The organism is Streptomyces sp. NPDC037301, assembly GCF_055602785.1.
Genome location: NZ_JBVJWD010000009.1, coordinates 225,732 through 250,064 on the forward strand (window position 1 = coordinate 225,732; position 24,333 = coordinate 250,064).

Sequence of the window (24,333 nt, forward strand, 5' to 3'; positions counted from 1 at the left end):
GTGAGGGCAGGCGCGCAGCCGGAGCGGATCACGTAGCAGTTTCAACCAGTGCACGTGCCATGCGGACCGAATCCGCGCTGCTCCACGGTCTGCCGGAGGGGGTGGCAGACCGTTTTTCGGTTCAACCCGCGAGGTGTATGTGTCAAGGCTGCAAGCTGAGCACTTGTACAAAGTGTTCGGCAGACGACCCGATCAAGCCGTGCAGAAGCTCGAAAGCGGCGCCGACCGCGACGAGCTGCGCGCCGACGGAACGACCGCAGCGGTGATCGACGCCTCGTTCACCGTCGAACCGGGACAGATCTTCGTCGTGATGGGTCTGTCCGGGTCCGGAAAGTCCACGTTGCTGCGCATGCTCAACGGACTTCTGGAGCCCACAGCCGGACGCGTGCTGTTCGACGGCCAGGACCTGACCGCCCTGAGCCCCGCAGAACTGCGCCATGTCCGGTCCTCCAAGATCAGCATGGTGTTCCAGCACTTCGCGCTCTTCCCTCACCGGAGCGTGCTGGAGAACGCCGCGTACGGGCTCGAAGTGCAGGGTGTGCCGCGCGCCGAGCGCGAGAAGCGCGCCACCGAGGCGCTCGAGCTGACCGGCCTCGCCGGCTGGGAGAAGTCCTGGCCCGACGAGCTGTCCGGCGGTATGCAGCAGCGTGTCGGCCTCGCCCGCGCCCTGGCCACCGACGCCGACCTGCTGCTGATGGATGAGTCCTTCAGCGCGCTCGACCCGCTGATCCGCCGCGACATGCAGGACCAGCTGCTCGAACTGCAGAAGCGCCTGAAGAAGACCATCGTCTTCATCACCCACGACCTCAACGAGGCCATGCGCCTCGGCGACCGTATCGCCGTGATGCGCGACGGGAAGATCGTCCAGCTCGGCACCGCCGAGGACATCCTCGTCACCCCGGCCAACGACTACGTCGCCTCCTTCACCCAGGACGTCGACCGCACCCGGGTGCTGACCGCGGGCGCCATCATGGCCGAACCGCACACCGTCATGGGTACCAGCACGGACGACGGCGAGGAACTGCGTACCGACGACGACGTCCTCAGGGCCGCCCCGGCCACCGTCACCGAGTCCACGCCGATCATCGAGCTCTTCACGCCCTGCTCGCAGAGCGGAGTCGCGGTCGCCGTGACCGACGCCGAGGGCAAGCTCGTCGGTGTCGTACCGCGCGCCCGGCTCCTCGCCGTCCTCGGTGAGCCGATGAGCCCCGCCGAGGCCCCGCAGGACGTCGCGATCACCGCGAAGAAGGTGGCCAATGTTTAGGCTTCCTCTCGGTGACTGGGTCGACTCCGCGGTCGACTGGCTGCAGACCCACCTGTCCTGGCTGTTCGACGCGATCAGCTCGATCGTCAGCGGCATGTTCGACGGCATAGCCGCCGTGCTCTCCGCCCCCGCACCGCTGCTCTTCGCGGGCATCGTCGCCGTCATCGCCTGGTGGCTGCGCGGTCTGCTCGCGGGTGTGCTCGCCTTCGTGGGCTTCGCCGTCATCGACTCCGTCGCGCTGTGGGACGAAGCGATGGACACCCTCACCCTGGTGCTCGTCGCCACCATCATCGCGCTGGTACTGGCCGTACCGCTGGGTATCTGGGCGTCCCGCTCCAAGACCGTCAGCGCGGTGACCCGGCCCGTCCTGGACTTCATGCAGACCATGCCCGCCATGGTCTATCTGATCCCCGGCGTCATCTTCTTCGGCGTCGGCGTGGTCCCCGGCATCATCGCCACCATCATCTTCTCGCTGCCCCCGGGCGTCCGGATGACCGAGCTCGGCATCCGCCAGGTCGACGGCGAACTCGTCGAGGCGGCCGAAGCATTCGGCACCACCCGGCGCAACACCCTGCTGCGGGTGCAGTTGCCGCTCGCCCTGCCCACGATCATGGCGGGCATCAACCAGGTCATCATGCTGGGCCTGTCCATGGTGGTCATCGCCGGCATGGTCGGCGGCGGCGGCCTCGGCGGCGCCGTCTACCGCGCCATCGGCAACGTCGACGTGGGCCTCGGCTTCGAGGCCGGTATCTCCATCGTCATCGTGGCGATGTACCTGGACCGGATGACCAGCGCGCTCGGCCGCGAGGTCTCCCCGCTCGCCCGCCGCGCCCTCGCCAGGGCGCAGTCGATGGCCGGCGGACTGAAGGTCTGGAACCACCGCCCGCAGCCCGTCGTCGCGGTCGTCGGCATCGTCGTCCTCGCACTCGTCGCGGGCGGCATGGGCCTCTTCGGCTCGTCCGGCTCGGACAAGGCCACCGCCGCAGGCGGCTCGAAGATCGGTGCGGGCAAGAAGATCAGCATGGGCTACATCCCGTGGGACGAGGGCATCGCCTCCACCTTCCTGTGGAAGGAGCTGCTGGAGCGGCAAGGCTTCCAGGTCGATGCCAAGCAGTACGAGGCCGGTGCGCTCTACACCGGTATGGCCAACGGCCAGATCGACTTCGAGACCGACTCCTGGCTTCCGGTCACCCACGCCAGCTACTGGAAGAAGTACCAGGACCGCCTGGAGGACATGGGCTCCTGGTACGGCCCCACCTCGCTGGAGCTGGCCGTCCCCTCGTACATGAAGGACGTCCAGTCGCTGGACGACCTCAAGGGCAAGTCCTCGCAGTTCAAGGGCCGGATCGTCGGCATCGAGCCGAGCGCCGGTGAGATGGGCCTGCTCAAGGACAAGATCCTGCCGGGCTACGGCCTGGACAAGGAGTACAAGGTCGTCGACGGCTCCACGCCGTCGATGCTGGCCGAGCTGAAGCGTGCGTACGCCAAGAAGGAACCGATCGTCGTCCCGCTCTGGTCGCCGCACTGGGCGTACAACCAGTTCGAACTGACCAAGCTCAAGGACCCCAAGAACCTCTGGGGCAAGGGCGACGGCATTCACACCCTGGCCCGCAAGGGCTTCTCCGCCGACAACCCCGAGGTCGGCACCTGGCTCAAGAACTTCAAAATGAGCGAGGACCAGCTCACCAGCCTCGAGGCAGAGATCCAGAAGGCCGGCTCCGGCAACGAGCAGGAGGCCGTCCGCATCTGGCTGAAGGCCAACCCGGGCGTCGCCGACGAGTGGACCCCCGTCGCCAAGGACAAGACGTCCAAGGACGCGGGCGGCAAGGACGAGCGCGACCGCGCCGTCGAGATGGCCTGGTTCCCCTGGGAGGAGGACATCGCCGCCACGTACCTGTGGAAGGCGGTCCTGGAGGAGCGCGGCTACAAGATCAACCTCAAGCAGTTCGAGGTCGGTCCGATGTACACCGCGATGTCCCGCGGCCAGATCGATGTGCAGTTCGACGGCTGGCTGCCGTACACCCAGAAGAACTACTGGGAGAAGTACGGCTCGCAGCTGAGCGACCTCGGTTCGTGGTACGGCCCGACCTCGATCGAGGTCGCGGTGCCCTCGTACGTGAAGGACGTCAAGTCCCTCGCCGACCTCAAGGGCAAGTCCTCGCAGTTCAAGGGCCGGATCGTCGGCATCGAGCCGGGCACCGCCACGATGGAGAATCTCAAGAAGAACGTGCTGCCGGCATACGGCCTGGACAAGGAGTACGAGGTCCTCGACTCCTCGACGCCCGGCATGCTCGCCGAGCTGAAGCGCGCGTACGCCAAGAAGGAACCCATCGCGGTGCTGCTCTGGACGCCGCACTGGGCGTACAACGAGTTCAGCATGACCAAGCTGAAGGACCCCGAGAAGGCCTTCGGCGACGGCGACCGGCTGCACACCATCGCCAGCAAGGACTTTCCGAAGCAGTACCCGCAGCTGACGAAGTGGTTCAAGAACTTCAAGCTGAGCGAGGACCAGCTCGCCGGCCTGGAGAACCAGATCCAGAAGCACGGCTCCGGCCATGAGGAAGAGGCCGTGAAGGCCTGGATGGAGAAGAACCCGGGCATCGCGGACAAGATGGCTCCGCAGTAGGGCTCTTTGCAGGGCCTGTGCAGGGGAAGGGGTGGGCGCCGCCGTCGGCGGGCCCGCCCCTTCCGGCTGTCCGGAAGACGTCCATCAACCGGCCGACCTTGCGTAACCGTGTGCGTAATGTGCTGGCAGCCGGAAGGATGACGAGTCGGGAGGGAGCCGGACATGGACGACAAGGAAGCACTCCGCGTGGGCGCCGCGGTCCGCCGACGGCGCAGAACCCTGGGGCTCACACTGGCCGCGGTCGCGACCCGCAGTGGTCTGTCCGTGCCGTTCCTCAGCCAGATCGAGAACGAGCGGGCCCGGCCCAGCGCCCGGTCCCTGGACCGGGTCGCCGAAGCCCTGGAGACCACCACGGCGCGGCTGCGCGCCGCCGCGGACTCGGCGCGCGCCGTCGATGTCGTCCGGGCGGGCGAGGGCGACGGGGTACGCCGGGTGGTGCGCGGACGCCATCAGCTCAGCGCCCTGGAGTTCACCGGTGAACTCGACCTCGGGCGCGAGTTCCAGCACCGCAACGACGAAGTGATGTACGTGGTGCGGGGCGCCGCGGAGGTGGAGGCCGAGGGGCAGGCGCACCGGCTGGAGCAGGGCGACACACTTTTTCTGTCCGGCGGAGTGCGGCACCGCTGGCGGGCCACGATGCCCGGTACGCGGCTGCTGGTCGTCGCGGTCGCCGAGCACATCGACGCCACCTTCGACCCGCGTCGCTGAGAGGGGTTTCCCACCGTGCGAGTCGTCTCCCTGGTCCCCTCGCTCACCGAGGCCGTCGCCGTCACCGCCCCCGGCCTGCTGGTCGGCGTCACCGACTGGTGCACCCACCCGGCCGGTCTGACCGCGGCCCGTATCGGCGGTACCAAGAATCCCGACGTTGCCGCGGTCGTCGCGCTCCGGCCCGATCTCGTCGTCGCCAACCAGGAGGAGAACCGCGAGCCCGACCTCGCGGCCTTCAGGGCCGCCGGGATCGAGGTGCTCGTCACCGATGTCCGGACCCTCGACCAGGCCTTCGAGGAACTGGAACGGGTCCTGGTCACCGCCTGCGGACAGGCCAGGCCGCGCTGGCTGGACGAGGCCGAGGCCGCCTGGGCCGCGCTCCCGCCACCCCGCGCTCCGCGCCGTGCGGTCGTACCCGTCTGGCGCCGGCCCTGGATGGTGCTGGGCCGAGACACCTTCGCCGGAGATCTGCTGGCCAGGCTGGGCGTCGAGAACGTCTACGCGGACCACGCCGAGCGCTATCCCCGCATCCCGCTCGACGAACTCAACAGGGCGGGCGCCGATCTGGTAGTCCTGCCCGACGAGCCGTACCGCTTCACCGCGGACGACGGGCCCGAAGCGTTCCCCGCACTGCCCGCCGCACTCGTCGACGGGCGGTTCCTCACGTGGTACGGGCCGTCACTGGCGCAGGCGCCTGCGGCGCTGCGAGCAGCGCTCCGCTGAGCAGCCCGCGCACCGTCCGGAGCCCGGCCACCGCCCACACCGTCACCAGCAGTACGTACAGCGCGACGGCCAGCCAGGTGTACGCCGTGAGACCGGTGTGCCGGGCCAGGCCGGCGGCGCCCGTGACACACGTACCGAGCGGGAAGGTGAAACCCCACCACGTCATGCTGAAAGTCATGCCGTTGCGTATGGCCCGCACCACGAGCGCGACGGCCAGCGCCAGCCACATCAGCGCGAAGCCCATCACCGGCACCCCGTACAGCACGGCGAACGCCCCCAGGCCCGAGGCGTACGGCTCCCCGATCGCCCCCGGCGCCACATCGGCGAGCTGATTGACCGCGGTCGTCGACTGGCCGAGCGGCCCGAGGACCAGGAACAGCGTGGGCGTCAGCGCGAGCGGCAGCGGGCCCTGGTGGACGAGCCGGGCGAAGATCAGCGGCAGCATCACCAGCGTGGCCAGCAGACTCAGACCGAACATCGCGTAGCAGGCCAGCAGCATTGCTTCCCGCCACTGACCGGCGGGCAGCTCCGGCACCAGCAGCGGACCGAGCGCCGCGGAGACCATCGGGGCCACCACCGGCAGCAGCCACACCGGCGATGCGGTGCCGGGCTCGACCCGGTGACGTACGACCATCAGATACGGAATCGCGACCGCGGCGGCCAGCCCGATCACCGTGCCCGCCGTATAGAGCACCACGTCCAGGGCGAGGGCCGCATCGTGCCCGATGACGTCCCGGCCGACCACCATCGACGAGCCGCCGACCGCCAGCAGGGCCATCGAGAGGCAGCCGTAGAACGGGGCGACGGTGGGGTCGAGCAGATGGGTGCGGGCCTGGTCGCGGTGGGCGATCCAGTGCCCGGTACGGGCCGTGAGCACGGCGGCGAGCATGACCGTCGCGAGCGCCCACACCACCGTGCAGGCACCGCGCAGTCCCGGGATGTGGACGGGCAGCGCGACGCCCGCGCTCGCGACGATCGAGGTGCCCATGACGGTCGCGTACCAGTTGGGGCCGAGGTACCGCAGCTGAGGGAGGTGCGAAACGGCCGGATACGAGGCTGAGGGCTGTTGTGTCTGCGGAAAGGTGGCCATGCCACGATTTTCGCGGCGCGGGCGGAGCCCCACCAGGGGCTCCATGTCTATGAGGTCATAAGGTGGCTTTATGACCGGTGAAGAACATATTCCGCTTTCCCACCGGGTCCCCGACCTCGGTGCGCTTGAGCTGCTGCTCGCCGTCGCCCGGCACGGCAGCCTGGGGCGCGCGGCACGGGACATCGGCGTCAGCCAGCCCGCGGCCAGCAGCCGCATCCGGTCGATGGAACGGCAGCTCGGCCTGGCCCTGCTGGACCGCTCGCCGCGCGGCTCCCGGCTCACCGACGCGGGCGCGCTGGTCACCGACTGGGCGCGCAGGATCGTCGAGGCGGCCGAGGCATTCGACGCGGGCGCGCAGGCGTTGCGTGACCGGCGGGACTCCCGGCTGCGGGTCGCCGCCTCCATGACCATCGCCGAATACCTGCTGCCGGGCTGGCTGATAGCGCTGCGTGCCGAACGTCCGGACACCGCGGTCTCGCTGCTCGCCGGAAACTCGGCGGCGGTTGCGGGGCGGCTGCTCGTCGGCGAGGCCGACCTCGGATTCGTGGAGGGTTTGTCCGTGCCGGAAGGGCTCGACGGCACGGTCATCGCCCATGACCGCCTGGTTGTCGTGGTCGCCCCGTCCCATGTGTGGGCCCGCCGCCGTACGCCCCTGACCCCGCAGGAACTGGCCGCGACCCCGCTGATCCTGCGCGAGCACGGCTCCGGCACCCGCCAGGTCCTGGACGCGGCCCTCGCCGTGCACGGCGGCCTCGCCCAGCCACTGCTCGAACTCTCCTCGACGACCGCGGTGAAGGGAGCGGCGGAGAGCGGCGCGGGGCCGTGCGTGCTGAGCGAACTGGCGCTGGGCGAGGAGCTGTCCTCCAGACGCCTGGTCAAGATTCCGGTCGCCGGGGTGCGGCTGAGGCGGCAGCTGCGCGCGGTATGGCCCTCGGGTCACCGTCCGACGGGTCCGGCGCGCGATCTGCTGTCGTTGACGGGGCGGGACACGTAGCGGGGAATCCCGTGTCCGGCCCGCGCGCCGGTTCGTCCTGCTGACGCCTCTTTCCAGGCCGCGGCACTCCGAGGCCGCCGGCACCCGCTAAGACCGACCGGCAAATGGGGGGGGGCGGCGTCGCGGGGCTGGGCACGCACTCCCCCAAGGCCTTAAGGGCCAGGGGGGACCCCCTCCGGCGTTGTCGTCAATCGCCGACTTCCCCGAGCTCTCGGCTTCGCTCGAGCCGGGGAGGCCCCATCGCGTTGCCTCCCTCCTCCGCCTTGCAGCTGCACGCACCCAGCCCCGCTCCTTCTCCCACCCCCCCCTTTACCGGTCGGTCTAAGGCCGCAAGCGCTCGCGGGCTCCCGTGGTCCGCGGCGGTGCCAGGTCCTCGGACGGCGTACGAGCCGGGATCAGCCGGGCCGTCGACGCCGCCACCAGTGCCTGCATCAGCCGTGGGTCGTCGCCCATCTCCGGATGCCACTGCACCCCGAGCACCCACTGCGGTCCCGGCAGTTCGATCGCCTCGATCGTGCCGTCCGCCGCGTGCGCCGAAGCCACGAGTCCCGGTGCGAGCCGTTGCACGCACTGGTGGTGGTAGGTGGGGACGGCTGACTCCCCGGGCACGATCGACGCGCAGAGCGTTCCCGGCACGGGTTTCACCGGGTGTGCGCCGAGGATTCCCGTCGCGCCCAGCGGGCCGGTGTGCCCGTCGAGGTGCTGGGTCAGGGTGCCGCCGAGCGCCACATTGAGCAGCTGCATGCCGCGGCAGATGCCGAGCAGCGGCGTACCGGACTCCAGCGCGGCCCTGATCAGGGCCAGCTCCCAGGCATCGCGCTCCTGTGCGGGGGGACCGGTCCTGAAGTCGCGCTCCGCGCCGTACAGCCCGGGTTCCACATCGGCGCCGCCCGCGACGACGAGGCCGTCCAGCCGGGCCACCGCGGCCCCGGCCCGGGCGGGGGCGTCCGGCGGGAGCAGGGCGGCCAGGCCGCCGGACTGCTGGACCATCCGCGGGTAGGCGGCCGGGAGGAGGGCGGCGGGCAGCTCCCAGACACCCCAGCGGGTCACGGGCTCCAGATAGGTGGAGACGCCGATGAGAGGTTCGGACACGGGGCGGTCCCTCCGGTCGGCCGCCTGTGCGGGCGGGCTCGGTTCCATGGTTTCAATGGTGGCAGAGGATACCTTTACGTTTCCGGAGGCTGTCACCGAAGCGGAACCGGTGGCACCTCGCTCAGGCCAGGAATCCGCGCAACAGCGCGGCCGTGCCCGCACAGTGCTCGCGCATCACCGCGCGCGCAGCCTCCGCGTCCCCGTCGAGAACCGCCTCGACGAGACTCGCGTGCTGATGCTGCGAATGCTCCAGGTTCCGCACGAGCAGCGGTATGCAGTCCAGCAGGTCGTTCACGGTGGCCCGGACTGCCGCGTACTGCGCTGTCAGGGATGCGGAGCCGGAGAGTTCCGCCAGGGTCAGATGGAACAGGGTGTCGCGCCTGCGGTAGTCGGGCAGAGGTGCTTCGTGAGTCTCCGCCAGAGCCGTACGCAGCCGGTCCGCACCCTCGTCCGTCAGCCCCTGCGCGGCGCACAGTCCGGCCGCCCCGGCCTCCAGCACCTCGCGGAAGCGCAGTACATCCTCGATGTCGACCGACTCCACCTTCCGGCGCAGCTCGTCCTCGCCGGGGCTGCCGGTGCGGGGCAGCACGAACGTGCCGCCGTACCGCCCACGCCTGCTCTCCACCAGGCCCTGGTCCTGCAGGACCTTCAGCACCTCGCGCAGCGTGACCCGGCTGATCCCCAGCAGCTCGGCCAGCTCGCGCTCGGCCGGCAGCCGCCCGCCGCCGGGCACCAGCCCGAGCCTGACCACCTGGAGGATCTGCTCCAGCGCCTCCTCGAAGCCGTTCCCCGCCCGGACGGGCCGCAGTACGGGCATCAGGCGGTCGGTGAACTCGCTTTCCTCGGCCATGTCCCGTTCCCCTTCACAATTAATGGTTCTCTCGCATACCTTAAGCTTTCCGGCTGACCGAAGGAGGAGTATCCCGTGGCAGACCGAACACCACCGCTGGCGATCGAGGAGCTGCGTGTCCTCGTCAGAAGCGGTGAGATCGACACCGTCGTCCTCGCCTTCCCCGACATGCAGGGACGGCTGCAGGGCAAACGGTTCGCTGCCCGCTTCTTCCTCGACGAGGTCGTGGAGCACGGCACCGAGGGATGCAACTACCTGCTGGCCGTCGACACCGACATGAACACCGTCGACGGATTCGAGATGTCCTCCTGGGAGCGCGGCTACGGCGACTTCGCCATGCACGCCGACCTTTCCACCCTGCGCCTGGTGCCCTGGAACGAGGGCACGGCCATGGTCATGGCCGACCTCACCCAGGAGGACGGCTCGCCCGTCGCCGCCGCGCCCCGCCGGATCCTGGGCCGCCAGCTGGAACGCCTGGCCGAGCACGGCTACACGGCTCATGTCGGCACCGAGCTCGAATTCATCGTCTTCAAGGACACCTACGAACAGGCCTGGGACCGCAACTACCGCGATCTGACCCCGGCCAATCAGTACAACGTCGACTACTCCGTCCTCGGCACCGGCCGCGTCGAGCCGCTGCTGCGCCGTATCCGCAACGAAATGGCCGCCGCGGGTCTCACCGTCGAGTCCGCGAAGGGCGAGTGCAACCCCGGCCAGCACGAGATCGTGTTCCGTTACGACGAGGCCCTGGTCACCTGTGACCAGCACGCCGTCTACAAGACCGGCGCCAAGGAGATCGCCGCCCAGGAGGGCGTCGCACTCACCTTCATGGCCAAGTTCAACGAGCGTGAGGGCAACTCCTGCCACATCCACCTCTCACTCCGTTCCACCGACGAGGCCGGGCACGGCGTCATGGCGGGCGAGGACGGCGGCATGTCACCGGTGATGCGCCACTTCCTCGCCGGACAGCTGGCCGCCCTGCGCGATTTCTCCCTCCTCTACGCACCGAATATCAACTCCTACAAACGCTTCCAGCCGGGCTCCTTCGCCCCGACCGCCGTCGCCTGGGGCCACGACAACCGCACCTGCTCGCTCCGCGTCGTCGGCCACGGCCGCTCGATGCGCTTCGAGAACCGGCTGCCCGGCGGTGACGTCAACCCGTACCTCGCCGTCGCCGGACTGATCGCAGCGGGCATCCACGGCATCGAGAAGGGGCTCGAACTCCCCGATCCGTGCGGGAGCAACGCCTACACCGCCGACTACGACCACGTCCCCACCACGCTGCGCGAGGCCGCCGAACTCTGGGAGAGGAGCGAGATCGCCAGGGCGGCCTTCGGCGACGACGTCGTCTCGCACTACCGCAACATGGCCCGCGTCGAACTCGAAGCCTTCGACGCCGCAGTGACCGACTGGGAGCTCCGCCGCTCCTTCGAACGCCTGTGAGGCACCCCGTGACCACGCCCGACCACCCGGTGGAACACCACGTACTCAACCCGGCGACGGAAGAACTCCTCGCCACCGTCCCGTCCACCACCGCCGCCGAGGTCGACGCGGCAGTCGTCCGGGCCGCAGCCGCCCAGCGCACCTGGGCCGCCCTCGCCCCCGCCGACCGCGCCAGGCTGCTGCGCCGCTTCGCCACCGCCGTCGACGGCGAAGCCGAACAGCTGGCCCGGCTGGAGGTCCAGGAGGCCGGCCACACCCTCGGCAACGCCCGCTGGGAAGCGGCCAACGTCCGCGATCTGCTCGACTACGCCGCCGGGGGAGTGGAACGACTCGCCGGCCGGCAGATCCCGGTCCCCGGCGGACTCGACATCACCCTCCTCGAACCCCTCGGCGTCATCGGCGTGATCGCACCGTGGAACTTCCCCATGCCGATCGCCGCCTGGGGCCTTGCCCCCGCCCTCGCCGCCGGCAACGCCGTACTCCTCAAGCCCGCCGAGACGACCCCGCTCACCGCCCTGCGGCTGGCACGGCTCGCCCTGGACGCAGGGCTTCCCGAACACCTCCTCCAGGTGCTGCCGGGCGCCGGCGATATGACCGGAAACGCCCTGGTCGAGCACCCCGGTGTCGCCAAGATCGTCTTCACCGGCTCCACCCGGGTCGGCAAGCAGATCATGGCCAAATGTGCCGACCGCGTGAAGCGGCTCACCCTCGAACTCGGCGGCAAGAGCCCCAACATCGTCTTCGCCGACGCCGACATCGAGGCCGCCGCAGCCGCCGCACCCATGGCGTTCCTGGACAACGCCGGCCAGGACTGCTGCGCCCGCACCCGCATCCTGGTCCAGCGATCCGCGTACGACCGCTTCCTGGAACTGCTCGCCCCCGCAATCGAATCGGTCGTGGTGGGCGACCCGTCCGACGAGAACACCCGGATGGGCCCGCTGATCTCCCGGGCGCAACTGGAACGGGTGCGCAGTTACGTCCCCGAGGACGCGACCGCCCTCAGCGGCAAAGCACCCGAAGGGCCCGGCTTCTGGTTCCCGCCGACCGTCCTCACCGACGTCCGACCGGACTCACCCGTCGCCACCGAAGAGGTATTCGGGCCGGTCGCCGTCGTTCTTCCCTTCGAGGACGAGGCCGACGCCGTCCGGCTCGCCAACGCGACGGAGTACGGCCTCGCCGGGTCGATCTGGACCCGCGACGTGGGCCGCGCACTGCGCGTCTCGCAGTCGGTCCGGGCCGGGAACCTCTCCGTCAACTCCCACTCCAGCGTCCGCTACTGGACCCCGTTCGGCGGCTACAAACAGTCCGGACTCGGCCGCGAACTAGGCCCCGACGCGCTTGCCGCATTCACCGAAACCAAGAACGTCTTCATCAGCACGGAGGCCTGAGCCGGCATGACCACCACCGACAGCGAGAACATCTGCCGCCGCCTGATCGGCCGCACCGCCGTCATCACCGGAGCCGCCAGCGGCATCGGCCTGGCCACCGCACGCCGGCTGGCGTCGGAGGGCGCCAGTGTCGTCTGCGGCGACATCGACGAGAACGCGGGCAAGGCCGCGGCCGAGGAAGTCGGCGGTACGTTCGTGCGCGTCGACGTCACCGACCCCGAACAGGTCGAGGCTCTCTTCAAGACCGCGTTCGACACCTACGGCTCCGTCGACATCGCCTTCAACAACGCGGGCATCTCCCCGCCCGACGACGACTCCATCCTCACCACGGGACTGGAGGCATGGAAGCGCGTCCAGGACGTCAACCTCACCTCCGTCTACCTCTGCTGCAAGGCCGCCCTGCCCTACATGCGCCGCCAGCGCCGCGGCTCGATCATCAACACCGCGTCCTTCGTCGCGATCCTGGGAGCGGCCACCAGCCAGATCTCCTACACCGCGTCCAAGGGCGGCGTCCTCGCCATGTCCCGCGAACTCGGTGTGCAGTTCGCCCGCGAAGGCATCCGGGTCAACGCGCTGTGCCCGGGACCGGTCAACACCCCGCTGCTCCAGGAGCTGTTCGCGAAGGACCCGGAACGCGCGGCCCGCAGGCTCGTGCACATCCCGGTCGGGCGGTTCGCCGAAGCCACGGAGATCGCGGCAGCCGTCGCCTTCCTCGCGAGCGACGACTCCTCGTTCGTGAACGCCACCGACTTCCTCGTCGACGGCGGTATCTCGGGGGCGTACGTCACACCGCTCTAGAGTTCCACCGCCAACAGGGGCTCGTCGGGATCCCGTCGGCGGCGGAACTTCGGAGTGGTGGGATGAGCAACGCGACACCGCCCGGTGTCCGGACGCCGCGACACCGGGCACCGAGCGGTGGGGGGACGGTTCGGCATGGACCGCGCATACCCGCCCGAGCGCCTCCGTGCCTCGGCAGTTCGGGCCGCCCGAGCCGGTCGCGTACGCGTACGGGAACGGCGGCGGCAGCGGCAGTGCGGCGACCGGTGGCGGCACCCGGATCGTCGCGCTCGCCGTGGCCGGACCGGTCGTCGTCGGCGCAGGACGTCACCACCGCCGCCGACAGCGCGTATGAGGAGAACATCGGCGGCGACCGGATCCACGGCGCCATCACGCCCCACAGACAGCTCGCTTCCGCGTCCGTGAGCGTCGCCGGGCGCACCGGCTACCAGGTGCGCCGGCGGGTCACCACCGGCAAGGGCCCCGGCGGCTATGTGCGGTCGCTCGTCTTCCCGTCGACGGTCGGCGGCGAATCACTGATCGTCGTGCGCTACGCCTTCGACGCGGCGCCCGACGGCCCGCCGCCCTCCCTCATGGACACCATCACCGAGGCGATCCGGCCGATCGACGACAGCGGGACGAGCGGAGGCGTGGGCAGCTCCCTGGCTCCCTGAGCTCACAGGAACGTACGGCCCTCGCCGCGGTACGTCGGCACGGTCGCCGTCACCCGGTCACCCTCGATCAGCTGCAACTCGTCGAAGCGTTCGCACAGTTCACCGGCCTTCGCGTGCCGGAACCACACCTTGTCGCCGATCAGCAGATCGTCGGCCGGGGCACCGAGCAGCGGAGTCTGCACCTCGCCCGGCCCCTCCTGCGGGTCGTAGCGCAGTCCCTCCGGCAGATACGGGACGGGCAGCCGGTCCGCACCCGCGGGCCCGGACGCCGGATAGCCGCCACCGAGGACCGTCACCACACCCACACCCGGCCGGCGCACCACCGGCTGGGCGAACAGTGCCGCCGGACGCGCCGTGAACGACGTGTAGTTGTCGAACAGCCGCGGTACGTAGAGCCCCGATCCGGCCGCGATCTCGGTCACCGCGCGCTCCGCCGCGGTGTGCTGCACACTGCCGGTGCCGCCGCCGTTCACGAACTCCAGGTCCGGCGCCACCGCCCGTACCGCCCGCACGACCTCGGCCCGCCGGGCGGCCAGCTCCTTGCGGCCCGCGGCCTGCATCAGCTGGATCGCCCTGGAGCGCAGCGGCCGTCCCGCGACCGAATCCCCGACCCCGGCGATATGCCCCTCGTACGCCATCAGACCCACCAGCCGGAAGCCGGGCCTGCGCGCCACCGCGCGTGCCAGTTCGGCCAGTTGGGCGGGGGAGCGCAGCGGTGAACGCAGAGCGCCGATCCTGACCCGTCCGCCGAGCAGTTGCAGTGAGGTGTCCAGCTCCAGACAGACCCGGATCTCCTCGCGGCCACCGGCCCGTGCCGCGTCGATCAGCTCCAGCTGTGCGTGATCGTCCACCATCACCGTCACGGCGGCGGCCGGCTTCGGATCGGCGGCCAGCTCCGCGAAGGCGGACCGGTCGGCCGACGGATAGGCCAGCAGTACGTCGTCGAAACCGGCCCGCGCCAGCCACAGCGACTCGGCCAGTGTGAACGACATGATCCCGGCGAACCCGGGCCGCGCGAGCACCCGCTCCAGCAGGGCCCGGCAGCGCACGGACTTGCTCGCCACCCGGATCGGCTTCCCTGCGGCCCGGCGGACGAGGTCGTCGGCATTGGCATCGAACGCATCGAGATCGACGATGGCGATCGGGGCGTCCAGATGAGCGGTGGCCCGTTCGTAACGGGTCCGGTCAGCAGCGCGGGCAGTCATGGCCGCAGCTTGCCAGACGGCCGTACCGCTGGGTAGGGGGATGATCTGCGCAGATCGTCCAGGGGCAGGGCGTCCCGCTCCCACCGGGGCCGTTTCACCCCGTAGAGTGACGGGCACGCGGCAACCAACGGGCCTGCCTGTGACGTCGATCCGCGCGCGGTACGGAAAAGGACCAGGGGGGCGGATGAGTACCGAGGCGCAGCGCGCTCCAGTCCCGCCCCGCCCCACGACCCCACCACCCGCGTCCGCGCATCCCGCCGAGGCTCCTTCCGCGACATCCGCGAGCGTGCCCGTTCCGCCGCGCCCGAAGACACCACCGCCCGCAGTGCCGGCGCCGATGCCCGGCCCAGCGGCGCCGGTGGGACCGGCCGCCCCGGTAGCGATGCCCGCACCTCAGCGGCAGGAGCCGGACCCGAAGCCGGTCGCGCCCCCTCAGCCGACGCACCCCTCGGCAGTCCCGCCCGTGGAGACCACAGCGCGGCTCCGGCCCGTGCCCGCCGCGCCCGCGCCCGCCACCACCCCGCCCCGCCCCGAGCAGCCGCCCGCCGCGACCCGCCGGCGGCCCGTCGGCGCCGTGGACCTCACCCCGCGTCCAGGAGCGACCCCGCCACCGCCCGGGCAGGTGCACGTCCCGCACGCGTACCCGCAGCCGCACCCGTACCGCCATCCGCTCCCCGAGACGCCCGTGGAGACCACCACCCGGCTGCGCCCCGTCCGCACCCGCCACCCCGTCAGGACCGCGACCGCCGCCGCCTGCGTCGTCCTCGGGCTCGGACTGATCGGCGGCGCGGCCACCGGCGCCTGGCTCACCAGCGACTCCTCGGCCGACCCCGCCGCCCGCAGCGCCTACACCGTGGGCCGCTCGGCCTGGCACAGCGTCCCAGTGGACACCCTCTTCCCGCGCACGCTGGGTGGCGACGGAGCGGGGCCCGGCGGTGCCGACCGGGTCTGGACCCGGGTCGGCGTCGCCCCGGACAGCGGCTGCACGCCGGCCCTGGACCCGCTGCTGGCCAGGACACTCGGCCCGGTCGGATGCGAGCGCATGCTCCGCGCCACCTACACCGACGCCACCAGCAGCAGTGTCACCACGGTCGGGGTGATCTTCACCGTGGTCGACACCGAGGCCATGAGAGCGCTGAGCACCCGCTTCAGCGACCAGCATCTCGACCGGCGCACCGACCTGATGCCCCGTACGTACCCCGTCAAGGGCACGGTCGCCGCCGGGTTCGGCGACCGGCAGCGCGCCAGCTGGACCGTCCATGTACTGACCGAGGTACCCGTCGTCGTGTTCGCAGTCTCCGGGTTCGCCGACGGGCGTACGGTCACCGATCCGCAACCCGTCGCCAAGGCGATGGCCGCGAACGCCACCACGGCCGCCGCCCAGGCCGGGCTCGGCCACGAGGCCAAGGGAATCGCCGACCGGATCGAGCGCGGCCTGCGCCGGACCGTCACCGACCTCACGGAGAAGCCGGAATGAGCCGCCGCACCCGCCGCCACCGCCGTGTCCTCGGTGCGGTCTGCGCCGCCACCGCGTTCGCGCTCCTGCCCGCGGCGCCGGCCAGGGCCGATGCCATCCGGGACCAGCAGTGGGGCCTTCAGGCGCTCCACACCGATCAGGCATGGCGGACCACCAAGGGCAGGGGGATCACCGTCGCCGTCGTCGACACCGGGGTCGACGGCAGCCTCCCCGACCTGGCGGGCCAGGTGCTGCCCGGCAAGGACATGATCGGCTTCGGTGCCGGCCGCGGCGATCGGTCCTGGGCCCGGCACGGCACCGCGATGGCTGGGATCATCGCAGGTCACGGCCATGGTGCAGGACACGGCGACGGAGTGCTGGGCATCGCACCCGAGGCGAAGATCCTCCCGGTCCGGGTGATCCTCGAAGCCTCCGACCCGGCCCGCGCCAAGGCCCGGGAGTCCCGCGGCACGGCCCTCGCCGACGGCATCCGCTGGGCCGCCGACCACGGCGCCGACGTCATCAACCTCTCGCTCGGCGACGACAGCGAGTCGGCGCACCCCGAATCGGGCGAGGACGCCGCCATCCAGTACGCGCTGAAGAAGGGGGCCGTCGTCGTCGCCTCGTCGGGCAACGGAGGCGAGAAGGGCGACCACGTCTCGTATCCCGCCGCGTACCCCGGCGTGATCGCGGTCGCCGCCGTCGACCGGTACGGCACACATGCCGCGTTCTCCACCCGCCGCTGGTACGCCACCGTCAGCGCCCCCGGAGTCGACATAGTCGTCGCCGCCCCCGACCATCAGTACTACGTGGAGTGGGGCACCTCCGCCGCCTCCGCGTTCGTCTCGGGCGCGGTCGCGCTGGTCCGTGCCGCACATCCGGGACTGACGCCCGCCCAGATCAAGCAACTGCTCGCGGACACGGCCCGCAGCGCCCCGGCGTCCGGCCGTGACGACGCCCGCGGGTACGGCATCGTCGACCCCGCCGCGGCGATCAAGGCCGGAGCCGGCCTCCGTCCCGCCGGCCTGCGTGCCGACTCCGCCGAGGCCGGATACCGAAAGCGGTACTTCGGCCCCGGCCCCACCCCCGGGCACCATGACAGCGGCCCCGCAGGCTGGCTCGCCCCCGCCGCGGGCGGCCTCGGAGCGGTCCTGCTGGCTCTGGCCGTGGTGCTGTGGCGCGGCAGGGGCAACAGGCCGGCCACCGTACGGCGCTGAACGCGGCTCCAGCAACGCTCAGGCCGCGCTCACCGGGCGGCGTCGAGCACGCCCACCGCCGCCTTCGCCACCGACTCCACGAGCGCGATCCCCGTCTCCTTCGTCCGCTGCCCGCCCGAGAGCACCGCCACCAGATAGGTGCGGCCGTCCGCGCTCACCCGCCCGATGCTGTTGATGGCCCACAGCCCGGTCGTCGTCCGGGGCATCCAGCCGTTCTTCAGCGCCCAACTGCTGCCCGCCGCCGACACCCCCCACTGCTGGTCGGCCTCGACCTGCGCCATCAGCCCCTGCAGATAAGTACGGGAACCCGCGCTCAGCTCCGATTCCGTACCGAACACCGCTTTCAGCAAAGTCAGTTGATCCGCCGCCGTGGTCTGGGTCAGCCCCCATGCGTGCGCCGCCGTCGTCTCGGTCAGGCCCAGGCGTTCATTGGCCGCGTCGAGTGCTTCCGCCCCGCCGATCGCCCGCAGCAGCACGGTGGCGGAGGCGTTGTCGCTCCACTCGATCATGGCGGTCGCGTAGCCGTGCTCGCCGGCGGTGAGTGCGCGCTTCTCGTCCTGGGCCCTGAGCAGCAGCGCCGCGAGTATGTCGACCTTGACGATGCTGGCGGTGTCGTACGCCCCGTCCCCGTAGACCGCCCGCGCCCCGCTCCCGGTGTCCAGCACCGCGACGGACACCTCCGCGTCACCCATGTCGGTCAGCAGCGACTCCACCGCCGCGGCCAGCGCCGCGTCGAGATCCACCGTCGGCTCCTCACTCGTCGTTGCCGGGACCGGAGTGCTCCCGGCGGCCGGTACGGACGATACGGACGCCGTGGCGCGGGGAGCGTGATCCGACGACCGGCCGGCCAGACAGATGCCACCCGCGGCCGAACCCGCCAGCAGGAGCACGGCCGTCACGGATGTGGACAGGGCGGAGCCGCGGAATCTGTTTCGGGACATGCCCCGGACGTTAGGAACGGCACCTGAGAACAGGCTGGGTCCGACCTGTTGCCAGGGTAAGAAACCCCCGGTTGCCAGGGTAAGAAACCCCCAGTTGCCAGGGTGAGGAACCCCAGGCACTACGCTCGCCCTGTGGCGCTGAAGAACATTCCGGACCCCGGTTACTCCGACGACGACGGCACGGCTGCCCCTGCCCTGACCGCGGCACTCGCCGCCTGGGCCGAGGACCGGAAGGCCATCGGCCCGGTACTCGAAGCCCTCAGGGGAGCCCGTCTCCTGGTGCCTGTCGTCGCTGTCCTGGGGGAGGTGGAGGAGGACGAGAAGGGACTGCGTCGCGAGAAGACCAGCGACATGGCCGTCCCCACCCTTCAGGCGGGGGACCGTCGCGCCCTGCCCGCTTTCACCTCGACCGCCTCACTGGCCCGCTGGGATCCGCAGGCCCGCCCTGTCGCCGTACCCCTGCACCAGGCGCTGCAGGCCGCCGCGCACGAGAAGGCGGACACGGTCGTCCTCGATCTCGCCGGCCCGGTCGCATTCGAGCTGACCGGCTCCGCACTGCTCGCCCTCGCCGAGGGCCGCACCAGCGCCGATCCGCTGGACGACCCCGCGGTCACCTCGGCGGTACGGGACGCGGTCGCCGCCGAGCCCGCGGTGCTCCGCGCCCACCTCGGCCCCGGCCGGGCCGACGGCACCCTGGCCCTCGTCCTCGCACCCGATGCCGACCCCGCCGACGCGGCCCGCCGGGTCGCGGAACTGCTGGCGGGCGACGACGTCCTGCGCGCCCGCCTGGTGCGCGGCCTGGACCTGGCGCTGCTCCCGGCCGATGCGACCACGCCCGGTGAGGCCCTGTTCACGCGCTGATCCCCGAGCCGGCCGCCGACTCGAAGTGCGGAAGGCCGTCCCGTACCGGGTGGCCCAGCCGCTGGGCGCCGTCCGGCTTCGGCTTCGGCGACGTGAGCCCCCCGCCCGGGAAGGGCGGGGGGCTCACGTCGTCAGAAGTCGTACGACCGACCGGCAAATGGGGGGGAGAAGGAGCGGGGCTGGGTGCGTGCAGGTGCAAGGCGGAGGAGGGAGGCAACGCGAAGGGGGTCCCCCCATGATTTAAGGGGCCTTTAAGGGCTATGGGGGAGTTGTCGACTGACGACAACGCCGGAGGGGTTCCCCCCTGGCCCTTAAGGCCTTGGGGGAGTGCGTGCCCAGCTCCGCGACGCCGCCCCCCATCTGCCGGTCGGTCCAAGTCGCATGAAGGGGAAGGCGGGCGGGCTCAGCCGAAGACGGGACCGGTGTACTTCTCGCCGGGGCCCTGGCCGGGCTCGTCCGGTACGAGCGATGCCTCGCGGAACGCCAGTTGCAGGGACTTCAGGCCGTCACGCAGCGGAGCCGCGTGGAAGGAGCTGATCTCGGTGGTGCTGGCGTCCAGCAGGCCGGCCAGCGCATGCACCAGCTTGCGGGCCTCGTCGAGGTCCTTGTGCTCGTCGCCGTCCTCGGTCAGCCCGAGCTTCACGGCGGCTGCGCTCATCAGATTGACCGCGACCGTCACGATCACCTCGACCGCGGGCACCTCCGCGATGTCGCGGGCCATGTCGTCGAAGCCGGGGGAATCGGTGGTGGGGGTCGCGTCACTCATGCGCCATACGATAGGCCCACTCCGGTGCCGCCCTGTCTGCGGGAGCGATGGGCGAGAGCTGGTTCGCGCACGCCCGGGGGAGCTGCTAACCTTGTGTAACGACCGGCTGGGCACCTATGTGCTCGGCCCACAAGTGGAGGCTCCGATCTCCCACCTGGCCATCTTCCGGGACGGCAGGTCACCGGTCAGGTGGCGCCCATCGTTCCGTACGGACGATGGAGCCACCCGATGCGCCCCGCGGTTGACCGCGGCGGTGTTCCGGTTTTCCAGGAGCCCCGCCTGTGTCCCGTCCGGGGCATTTTTGATGTGCTGGTGCGGTTGGTCTCACGAAACAGACGTTACGTGGCTGTCCGCCAGGCGGCCGCGTGGTGCTACCGAGGAGGATCCATCAGCGCCGAGCCCCGCATCAACGACCGGATTCGCGTTCCCGAGGTGCGACTTGTCGGTCCCAGCGGCGAGCAGGTCGGGATTGTTCCGCTTGCCAAGGCCCTGGAACTCGCACAGGAGTACGACCTCGACCTGGTCGAGGTGGCGGCGACCGCCCGTCCGCCCGTGTGCAAGCTCATGGACTACGGGAAGTTCAAGTACGAGTCGGCCATGAAGGCCCGTGAGGCGCGCAAGAACCAGGCGCACACGGTCATCAAGGAGATGAAGCTCCGGCCGAAGATCGACCCGCACGACTATGACACCAAGAAGGGTCACGTCGTCCGGTTCCTCAAGCAGGGCGACAAGGTCAAGATCACGATCATGTTCCGTGGTCGTGAGCAGTCCCGCCCTGAACTGGGCTTCCGACTGCTCCAGCGTCTCGCTTCGGACGTGGAGGAACTCGGCTTCATCGAGTCCAACCCGAAGCAGGACGGCCGGAACATGATCATGGTTCTGGGCCCGCACAAGAAGAAGACCGAAGCCATGGCCGAGGCCCGCGAGGCCCAGGCCGCCCGCAAGGCGGGGCGTCAGGGTTCGACCCCCGACGCCGAAGCTGCGGGCGAGGCTGCCGAAGCGCAGTCCGAGGCTCCGGCCGAGACACCTTCCGAGGCGTGACCTCAGGGGGCCGCCATCCAGGCGGCCCCGGGTCTCCCCGGAATTCCCACCAAGATCTGACGCCCCTGCTGTCCGGTGCCCGCACCGCGAGGGGCGCCACTGACGAGGAGAGAACGGCGCGATGCCGAAGAACAAGACGCACAGCGGTGCCAGCAAGCGCTTCAAGATCACCGGCTCCGGCAAGGTGCTCCGTGAGCGCGCCGGCAAGCGCCACCTTCTTGAGCACAAGTCGTCCAAGAAGACCCGCTCGCTGACCGGCACGGTCGAGCTGGCCCCGGCCGACGCCAAGAAGGTCAAGAAGCTTCTCGGCAAGTGAGTCCGCAGCCCTCGGTGAATCCGCGGGCGGCGACCTCGACTCAGACCGGGACCAATTCGTTTCCGGGCCGTGTGAGTCCAACCACGGCCCCGCTACAAGGAGTTAAAAAGTGGCACGCGTCAAGCGGGCAGTAAACGCTCACAAGAAGCGCCGGGCAATCCTCGAGCAGGCCAGCGGTTACCGGGGCCAGCGCTCCCGCCTGTACCGCAAGGCGAAGGAGCAGGTCACCCACTCCCTCGTCTACAACTACAACGACCGCAAGAAGCGCAAGGGCGACTTCCGTCAGCTGTGGATCCAGCGCATCAACGCCGCTGCCCGCCAGAACGGCATGACGTACAACCGCCTCATCCAGGGGCTGAAGGCCGCCAACATCGAGGTGGACCGCAAGATCCTGGCCGAGCTCGCGGTCAACGACGCCAACGCGTTCGCCGCCCTCGTCGAGGTTGCCCAGAAGGCCCTCCCGAGCGACGTCAACGCCCCGAAGGCCGCCTGATCCAGGTCGCACTTCTTGGCTGGGCCGGACCCGCAGGCGCTCGTCGTCTGCGGGTCCGGTGCGTTGCACGACATGTTCCGTACGTCCGTCACCTCCGTACGCAGAGAGGCTCGCCGCCGACCATGGGCACCCCCGAACTGATCTCCCCGCGATCGCCGCGCGTCACCGCCGCCCGGCGGCTGGCCAAGCGCAACTTCCGCGGCAAGGAGCGCAGGTTCATCGCCGAGGGGCCGCAGGCCGTGCGCGAGGCCGCCGGGCACCGCGGCAGCGACGGCGAGGCGACGCTGATCGAGCTGTTCGCCACCGTCGAGGCGGCCGAGCGGTACGCCGACATCGTCGACGCCGCCCACGCCGCCGGTGCCCGGGTGCACCTCGCGGACGGCGATGTGCTCGCCGATGTGTCGCAGACCGTCACCCCGCAGGGCCTCATCGGTGTCTGCCGCTTCCTCGACTCGCCGTTCGACGCGATCCTCGCCGCGAAGCCGAAGCTGGTCGCCGTCCTCGCCCACGTACGCGACCCGGGGAACGCCGGTACGGTGCTGCGCTGCGCCGACGCCGCGGGTGCCGACGCCGTCGTGCTCACCGATGCCTCGGTGGACCTCTACAACCCCAAGTCCGTCAGGGCCTCGGTCGGCTCGCTCTTCCATCTGCCGGTCGCCGTCGGTGTTCCGGTGGAGCAGGCCGTGCAGGGGCTGAGGGACGCGGGCGTACGGATCCTCGCCGCCGACGGAGCGGGCGACGACGACCTCGACGACGAGCTCGACGCGGGGACCATGGGCGGGCCGACCGCCTGGGTCTTCGGCAACGAGGCCTGGGGCCTGCCGGAGGAGACCCGGGCGCTGGCCGACGCCGTCGTGAGGGTGCCGATCCACGGCAAGGCGGAGAGCCTCAATCTGGCGACGGCGGCGGCCGTCTGCCTGTACGCCTCCGCACGGGCCCAGCGCCCGCGCCGCTAGGGCCTGGTCCGGCGGATCTTCGCGGATCAGCCCGCGGCGTCTGGTGCGGTGCATCGCAAGGCGAAGGACCGTCCTCGTACTGGACGTACTTGGACGACTTCGACAACGCAGCGAGGTGCCGTGCCAGGCGTGGCGGGCCCGCGAAGATCCGCCGGACAGGCCCTAATCCGCGGCCGCGGTCCTGGCCCGCAGGGCCACCGCGACCAGTGCCGCGTCGTCGGGGCGCCGGACGTCGCGGCCGGTCAGCTCGTGGAAGCGGGCGAAGCGGTGCTGGACCGTGTTGCGGTGGCAGTACAGCGCGGCCGCTGTGTCCGCGATGGAGCCGCTGCCGCGCAGATGCTCGGTGACGGTCTCCAGCAGACGTGCCGCCTCCGTCGCCGACACCCCGGGGCCGTCGAGACCACCCAGCACATCGGCGGCCAGATCCGTGCCGAAGTCCCCGGCCCGCCGCACCAGCACATCCAGCCAGCTGTCCTCCAGCAGCCTCGGTGAACGGGCGTCCGGCGGCAGCATCTGCGCCGTCGCGATGGCCAGCACAGCCGCCCTGGGCACCGCTGCGAGCCCGTTCGCCTGCGGCGAGACACCGCACGGGGTGGACGCGAGCCGGACCAGTACCGACTGCCACGTGGTGCGCCGTCCCAGCTCCACCACGAGCACAGCGTCCCCGCCGACCGCCTGGTACTGCACCGGAGCACCCGCCGCGCGCAGCGCCGTCGCCGCCCGGTGCAGCCCCGAACCCTCCGCCGCCGGGGCCGCCGCGCACAGAAACGTGCCCGCGCCGTCGAAGCCCAGGGCCAGCGCCGCGTTCCGTACCACCGTCGGATTGTGGCCCTCGCTCTCCAGCAGCCGGGAGAACCACATCCGCCGCTCGTCCTCCTGGCGCCGGCCCATCTCCAGAACGGTGCGCTGATACGCCGTCATGATGCCCGTGACATGGGACTCGACGGCCTCCCACACGTGGTACGCGGACGTCACCAGCTCCGCCATGTCCTCCTCGTCCGCGCGCTGGACCAGTGCCGCCCACACCACCCGGAAGTCCAGCCGGGCCGCTTCCAGCAGCGAGTCCAGCGGGACGCCCTGGCGGGCCCGCTGCTCACCCACGCGCTGCGACACCCCGGCGATGTGCACGGGCACCGGAAGCTGCGCCACCGTACGCAGCAGCAGCTCGAACGCCTGCCAGGCGGAGCTGCGGAAATCGGCGTCCGGCACCCGGTCCGCATAGGCGCTCCGGACCGGATTGATCATCTCCATCCACTGGCCGATCAGACCGTCGATGTTGTCCAGGCACTGGCCCGCGAGCTCGGCGATCCGACGGGACGGGGGAGGGAAACCGGAAACCGGAGTGTGCATATGACCAATGTAAGGGGCTGTACGGGTGATGTTTCGACGTTGGATCTGTGCTCGTTGCCCTTGAAGCTGAGGCAATCCGGAATCCCCCCTCCGGGCCCACCG

At 70.7% G+C, this 24,333-nt stretch carries 25 protein-coding genes; 17 read left to right on the top strand and 8 right to left on the bottom strand.

Annotation, left to right across the window (positions count from 1 at the left end; translation table 11 throughout):
* Window positions 1–199: 199 nt before the first annotated feature.
* The 4 genes from ACZ7IB_RS17690 to ACZ7IB_RS17705 all read left to right on the top strand — a co-directional run bounded on the left by ACZ7IB_RS17690 (window position 200) and on the right by ACZ7IB_RS17705 (window position 5,321).
* Entirely contained in the window at window positions 200–1,264 is a 1,065-nt protein-coding gene (locus ACZ7IB_RS17690; protein WP_470913336.1) for a quaternary amine ABC transporter ATP-binding protein, read from the top strand.
* Complete coding sequence (locus ACZ7IB_RS17695) at window positions 1,257–3,890, top strand: ABC transporter permease/substrate binding protein (RefSeq protein ID WP_470913337.1); 2,634 nt, start codon at window positions 1,257–1,259, stop codon at window positions 3,888–3,890. Before ACZ7IB_RS17690 ends, ACZ7IB_RS17695 begins: the two co-directional genes overlap by 8 nt.
* 162 nt (window positions 3,891–4,052) lie before the next feature.
* Window positions 4,053–4,598 (top strand): helix-turn-helix domain-containing protein, encoded by a 546-nt coding sequence (locus ACZ7IB_RS17700; RefSeq protein WP_470913338.1) that lies wholly within the window; start codon window positions 4,053–4,055, stop codon window positions 4,596–4,598.
* Window positions 4,599–4,613: 15 nt separating this feature from the next.
* Window positions 4,614–5,321: a helical backbone metal receptor gene (locus ACZ7IB_RS17705; protein WP_470913339.1), complete on the top strand. Its 708-nt coding sequence runs from the start codon at window positions 4,614–4,616 to the stop codon at window positions 5,319–5,321.
* Here ACZ7IB_RS17705 and ACZ7IB_RS17710 read toward each other — a convergent pair.
* Complete coding sequence (locus tag ACZ7IB_RS17710) at window positions 5,260–6,411, bottom strand: TDT family transporter (RefSeq protein ID WP_470913340.1); 1,152 nt, start codon at window positions 6,409–6,411, stop codon at window positions 5,260–5,262. The two genes, ACZ7IB_RS17705 and ACZ7IB_RS17710, sit on opposite strands and share 62 nt — an antisense overlap.
* Before the next feature lie 70 nt (window positions 6,412–6,481).
* Between ACZ7IB_RS17710 and ACZ7IB_RS17715 the strand changes: the two genes are divergently transcribed.
* A complete protein-coding gene (locus ACZ7IB_RS17715) occupies window positions 6,482–7,405 on the top strand; it encodes a LysR family transcriptional regulator (RefSeq protein WP_470913341.1) in 924 nt (307 codons plus the stop codon).
* 321 nt (window positions 7,406–7,726) lie between these two features.
* Here the strand turns inward: ACZ7IB_RS17715 and ACZ7IB_RS17720 are convergent, their stop codons facing one another.
* Window positions 7,727–8,497, bottom strand: coding sequence for a gamma-glutamyl-gamma-aminobutyrate hydrolase family protein (locus ACZ7IB_RS17720; RefSeq protein ID WP_470913342.1), 771 nt, complete (start codon window positions 8,495–8,497; stop codon window positions 7,727–7,729).
* A 121-nt stretch (window positions 8,498–8,618) separates the two neighbouring features.
* Window positions 8,619–9,347 (bottom strand): FadR/GntR family transcriptional regulator, encoded by a 729-nt coding sequence (locus ACZ7IB_RS17725; protein ID WP_470913343.1) that lies wholly within the window; start codon window positions 9,345–9,347, stop codon window positions 8,619–8,621.
* A gap of 75 nt (window positions 9,348–9,422) precedes the next feature.
* On the opposite strand from ACZ7IB_RS17725, the gene ACZ7IB_RS17730 reads away from it, so the two are divergent.
* The 5 genes from ACZ7IB_RS17730 to ACZ7IB_RS17750 all read left to right on the top strand — a co-directional run bounded on the left by ACZ7IB_RS17730 (window position 9,423) and on the right by ACZ7IB_RS17750 (window position 13,629).
* The gene (locus ACZ7IB_RS17730) at window positions 9,423–10,790 is read left to right on the top strand and encodes a glutamine synthetase family protein (protein ID WP_470913344.1); all 1,368 of its coding nucleotides are present in this window, start codon (window positions 9,423–9,425) and stop codon (window positions 10,788–10,790) included.
* Window positions 10,791–10,798: 8 nt separating this feature from the next.
* On the top strand, window positions 10,799–12,178 hold the full coding sequence (locus ACZ7IB_RS17735; protein WP_470913345.1) for an aldehyde dehydrogenase family protein: 1,380 nt from the start codon (window positions 10,799–10,801) through the stop codon (window positions 12,176–12,178).
* 6 nt (window positions 12,179–12,184) lie between these two features.
* Window positions 12,185–12,976, top strand: coding sequence for a 3-oxoacyl-ACP reductase (locus tag ACZ7IB_RS17740; protein WP_470913346.1), 792 nt, complete (start codon window positions 12,185–12,187; stop codon window positions 12,974–12,976).
* 166 nt (window positions 12,977–13,142) lie between these two features.
* Complete coding sequence (locus ACZ7IB_RS17745) at window positions 13,143–13,310, top strand: hypothetical protein (protein ID WP_470913347.1); 168 nt, start codon at window positions 13,143–13,145, stop codon at window positions 13,308–13,310.
* 67 nt (window positions 13,311–13,377) lie between these two features.
* Window positions 13,378–13,629, top strand: coding sequence for a hypothetical protein (locus ACZ7IB_RS17750; RefSeq protein ID WP_470913348.1), 252 nt, complete (start codon window positions 13,378–13,380; stop codon window positions 13,627–13,629).
* Between the two features lie 2 nt (window positions 13,630–13,631).
* Here the strand turns inward: ACZ7IB_RS17750 and ACZ7IB_RS17755 are convergent, their stop codons facing one another.
* Entirely contained in the window at window positions 13,632–14,834 is a 1,203-nt protein-coding gene (locus ACZ7IB_RS17755) for an amino acid deaminase/aldolase (RefSeq protein WP_470913349.1), read from the bottom strand.
* Between the two features lie 574 nt (window positions 14,835–15,408).
* On the opposite strand from ACZ7IB_RS17755, the gene ACZ7IB_RS17760 reads away from it, so the two are divergent.
* Window positions 15,409–16,311: a hypothetical protein gene (locus ACZ7IB_RS17760; RefSeq protein ID WP_470913385.1), complete on the top strand. Its 903-nt coding sequence runs from the start codon at window positions 15,409–15,411 to the stop codon at window positions 16,309–16,311.
* The gene (gene mycP, locus ACZ7IB_RS17765) at window positions 16,308–17,507 is read left to right on the top strand and encodes a type VII secretion-associated serine protease mycosin (RefSeq protein WP_470913350.1); all 1,200 of its coding nucleotides are present in this window, start codon (window positions 16,308–16,310) and stop codon (window positions 17,505–17,507) included. Before ACZ7IB_RS17760 ends, mycP begins: the two co-directional genes overlap by 4 nt.
* A 29-nt stretch (window positions 17,508–17,536) precedes the next feature.
* Here the strand turns inward: mycP and ACZ7IB_RS17770 are convergent, their stop codons facing one another.
* Window positions 17,537–18,448, bottom strand: coding sequence for a serine hydrolase (locus ACZ7IB_RS17770; protein ID WP_470913351.1), 912 nt, complete (start codon window positions 18,446–18,448; stop codon window positions 17,537–17,539).
* 132 nt (window positions 18,449–18,580) lie between these two features.
* On the opposite strand from ACZ7IB_RS17770, the gene ACZ7IB_RS17775 reads away from it, so the two are divergent.
* Window positions 18,581–19,309, top strand: a complete 729-nt coding sequence (locus ACZ7IB_RS17775; RefSeq protein WP_470913352.1) for an SseB family protein — start codon at window positions 18,581–18,583, stop codon at window positions 19,307–19,309.
* On the opposite strand, the gene ACZ7IB_RS17780 is transcribed toward ACZ7IB_RS17775, so the two are convergent.
* Together ACZ7IB_RS17780 and ACZ7IB_RS17785 are read right to left on the bottom strand one after the other, a co-directional pair.
* Window positions 19,299–19,436 carry a hypothetical protein gene (locus tag ACZ7IB_RS17780; RefSeq protein WP_470913353.1) on the bottom strand — a complete coding sequence of 46 codons (138 nt, stop codon included), beginning with the start codon at window positions 19,434–19,436 and terminating at the stop codon, window positions 19,299–19,301. The two genes, ACZ7IB_RS17775 and ACZ7IB_RS17780, sit on opposite strands and share 11 nt — an antisense overlap.
* A 276-nt stretch (window positions 19,437–19,712) precedes the next feature.
* Window positions 19,713–20,075, bottom strand: coding sequence for a DUF1844 domain-containing protein (locus ACZ7IB_RS17785; protein ID WP_093896122.1), 363 nt, complete (start codon window positions 20,073–20,075; stop codon window positions 19,713–19,715).
* 342 nt (window positions 20,076–20,417) lie between these two features.
* On the opposite strand from ACZ7IB_RS17785, the gene infC reads away from it, so the two are divergent.
* From infC to ACZ7IB_RS17805, 4 genes are all read left to right on the top strand, one after another.
* Window positions 20,418–21,116 carry a translation initiation factor IF-3 gene (infC, locus tag ACZ7IB_RS17790; protein ID WP_405689143.1) on the top strand — a complete coding sequence of 233 codons (699 nt, stop codon included), beginning with the start codon at window positions 20,418–20,420 and terminating at the stop codon, window positions 21,114–21,116.
* A gap of 121 nt (window positions 21,117–21,237) precedes the next feature.
* On the top strand, window positions 21,238–21,432 hold the full coding sequence (gene rpmI, locus ACZ7IB_RS17795) for a 50S ribosomal protein L35 (protein ID WP_114243588.1): 195 nt from the start codon (window positions 21,238–21,240) through the stop codon (window positions 21,430–21,432).
* 109 nt (window positions 21,433–21,541) lie between these two features.
* Complete coding sequence (rplT, locus tag ACZ7IB_RS17800) at window positions 21,542–21,925, top strand: 50S ribosomal protein L20 (protein WP_018103794.1); 384 nt, start codon at window positions 21,542–21,544, stop codon at window positions 21,923–21,925.
* Between the two features lie 122 nt (window positions 21,926–22,047).
* On the top strand, window positions 22,048–22,881 hold the full coding sequence (locus ACZ7IB_RS17805; protein WP_389604330.1) for a TrmH family RNA methyltransferase: 834 nt from the start codon (window positions 22,048–22,050) through the stop codon (window positions 22,879–22,881).
* Between the two features lie 162 nt (window positions 22,882–23,043).
* On the opposite strand, the gene ACZ7IB_RS17810 is transcribed toward ACZ7IB_RS17805, so the two are convergent.
* Entirely contained in the window at window positions 23,044–24,231 is a 1,188-nt protein-coding gene (locus ACZ7IB_RS17810; RefSeq protein ID WP_470913354.1) for a PucR family transcriptional regulator, read from the bottom strand.
* Between the last annotated feature and the right edge of the window lie 102 nt (window positions 24,232–24,333).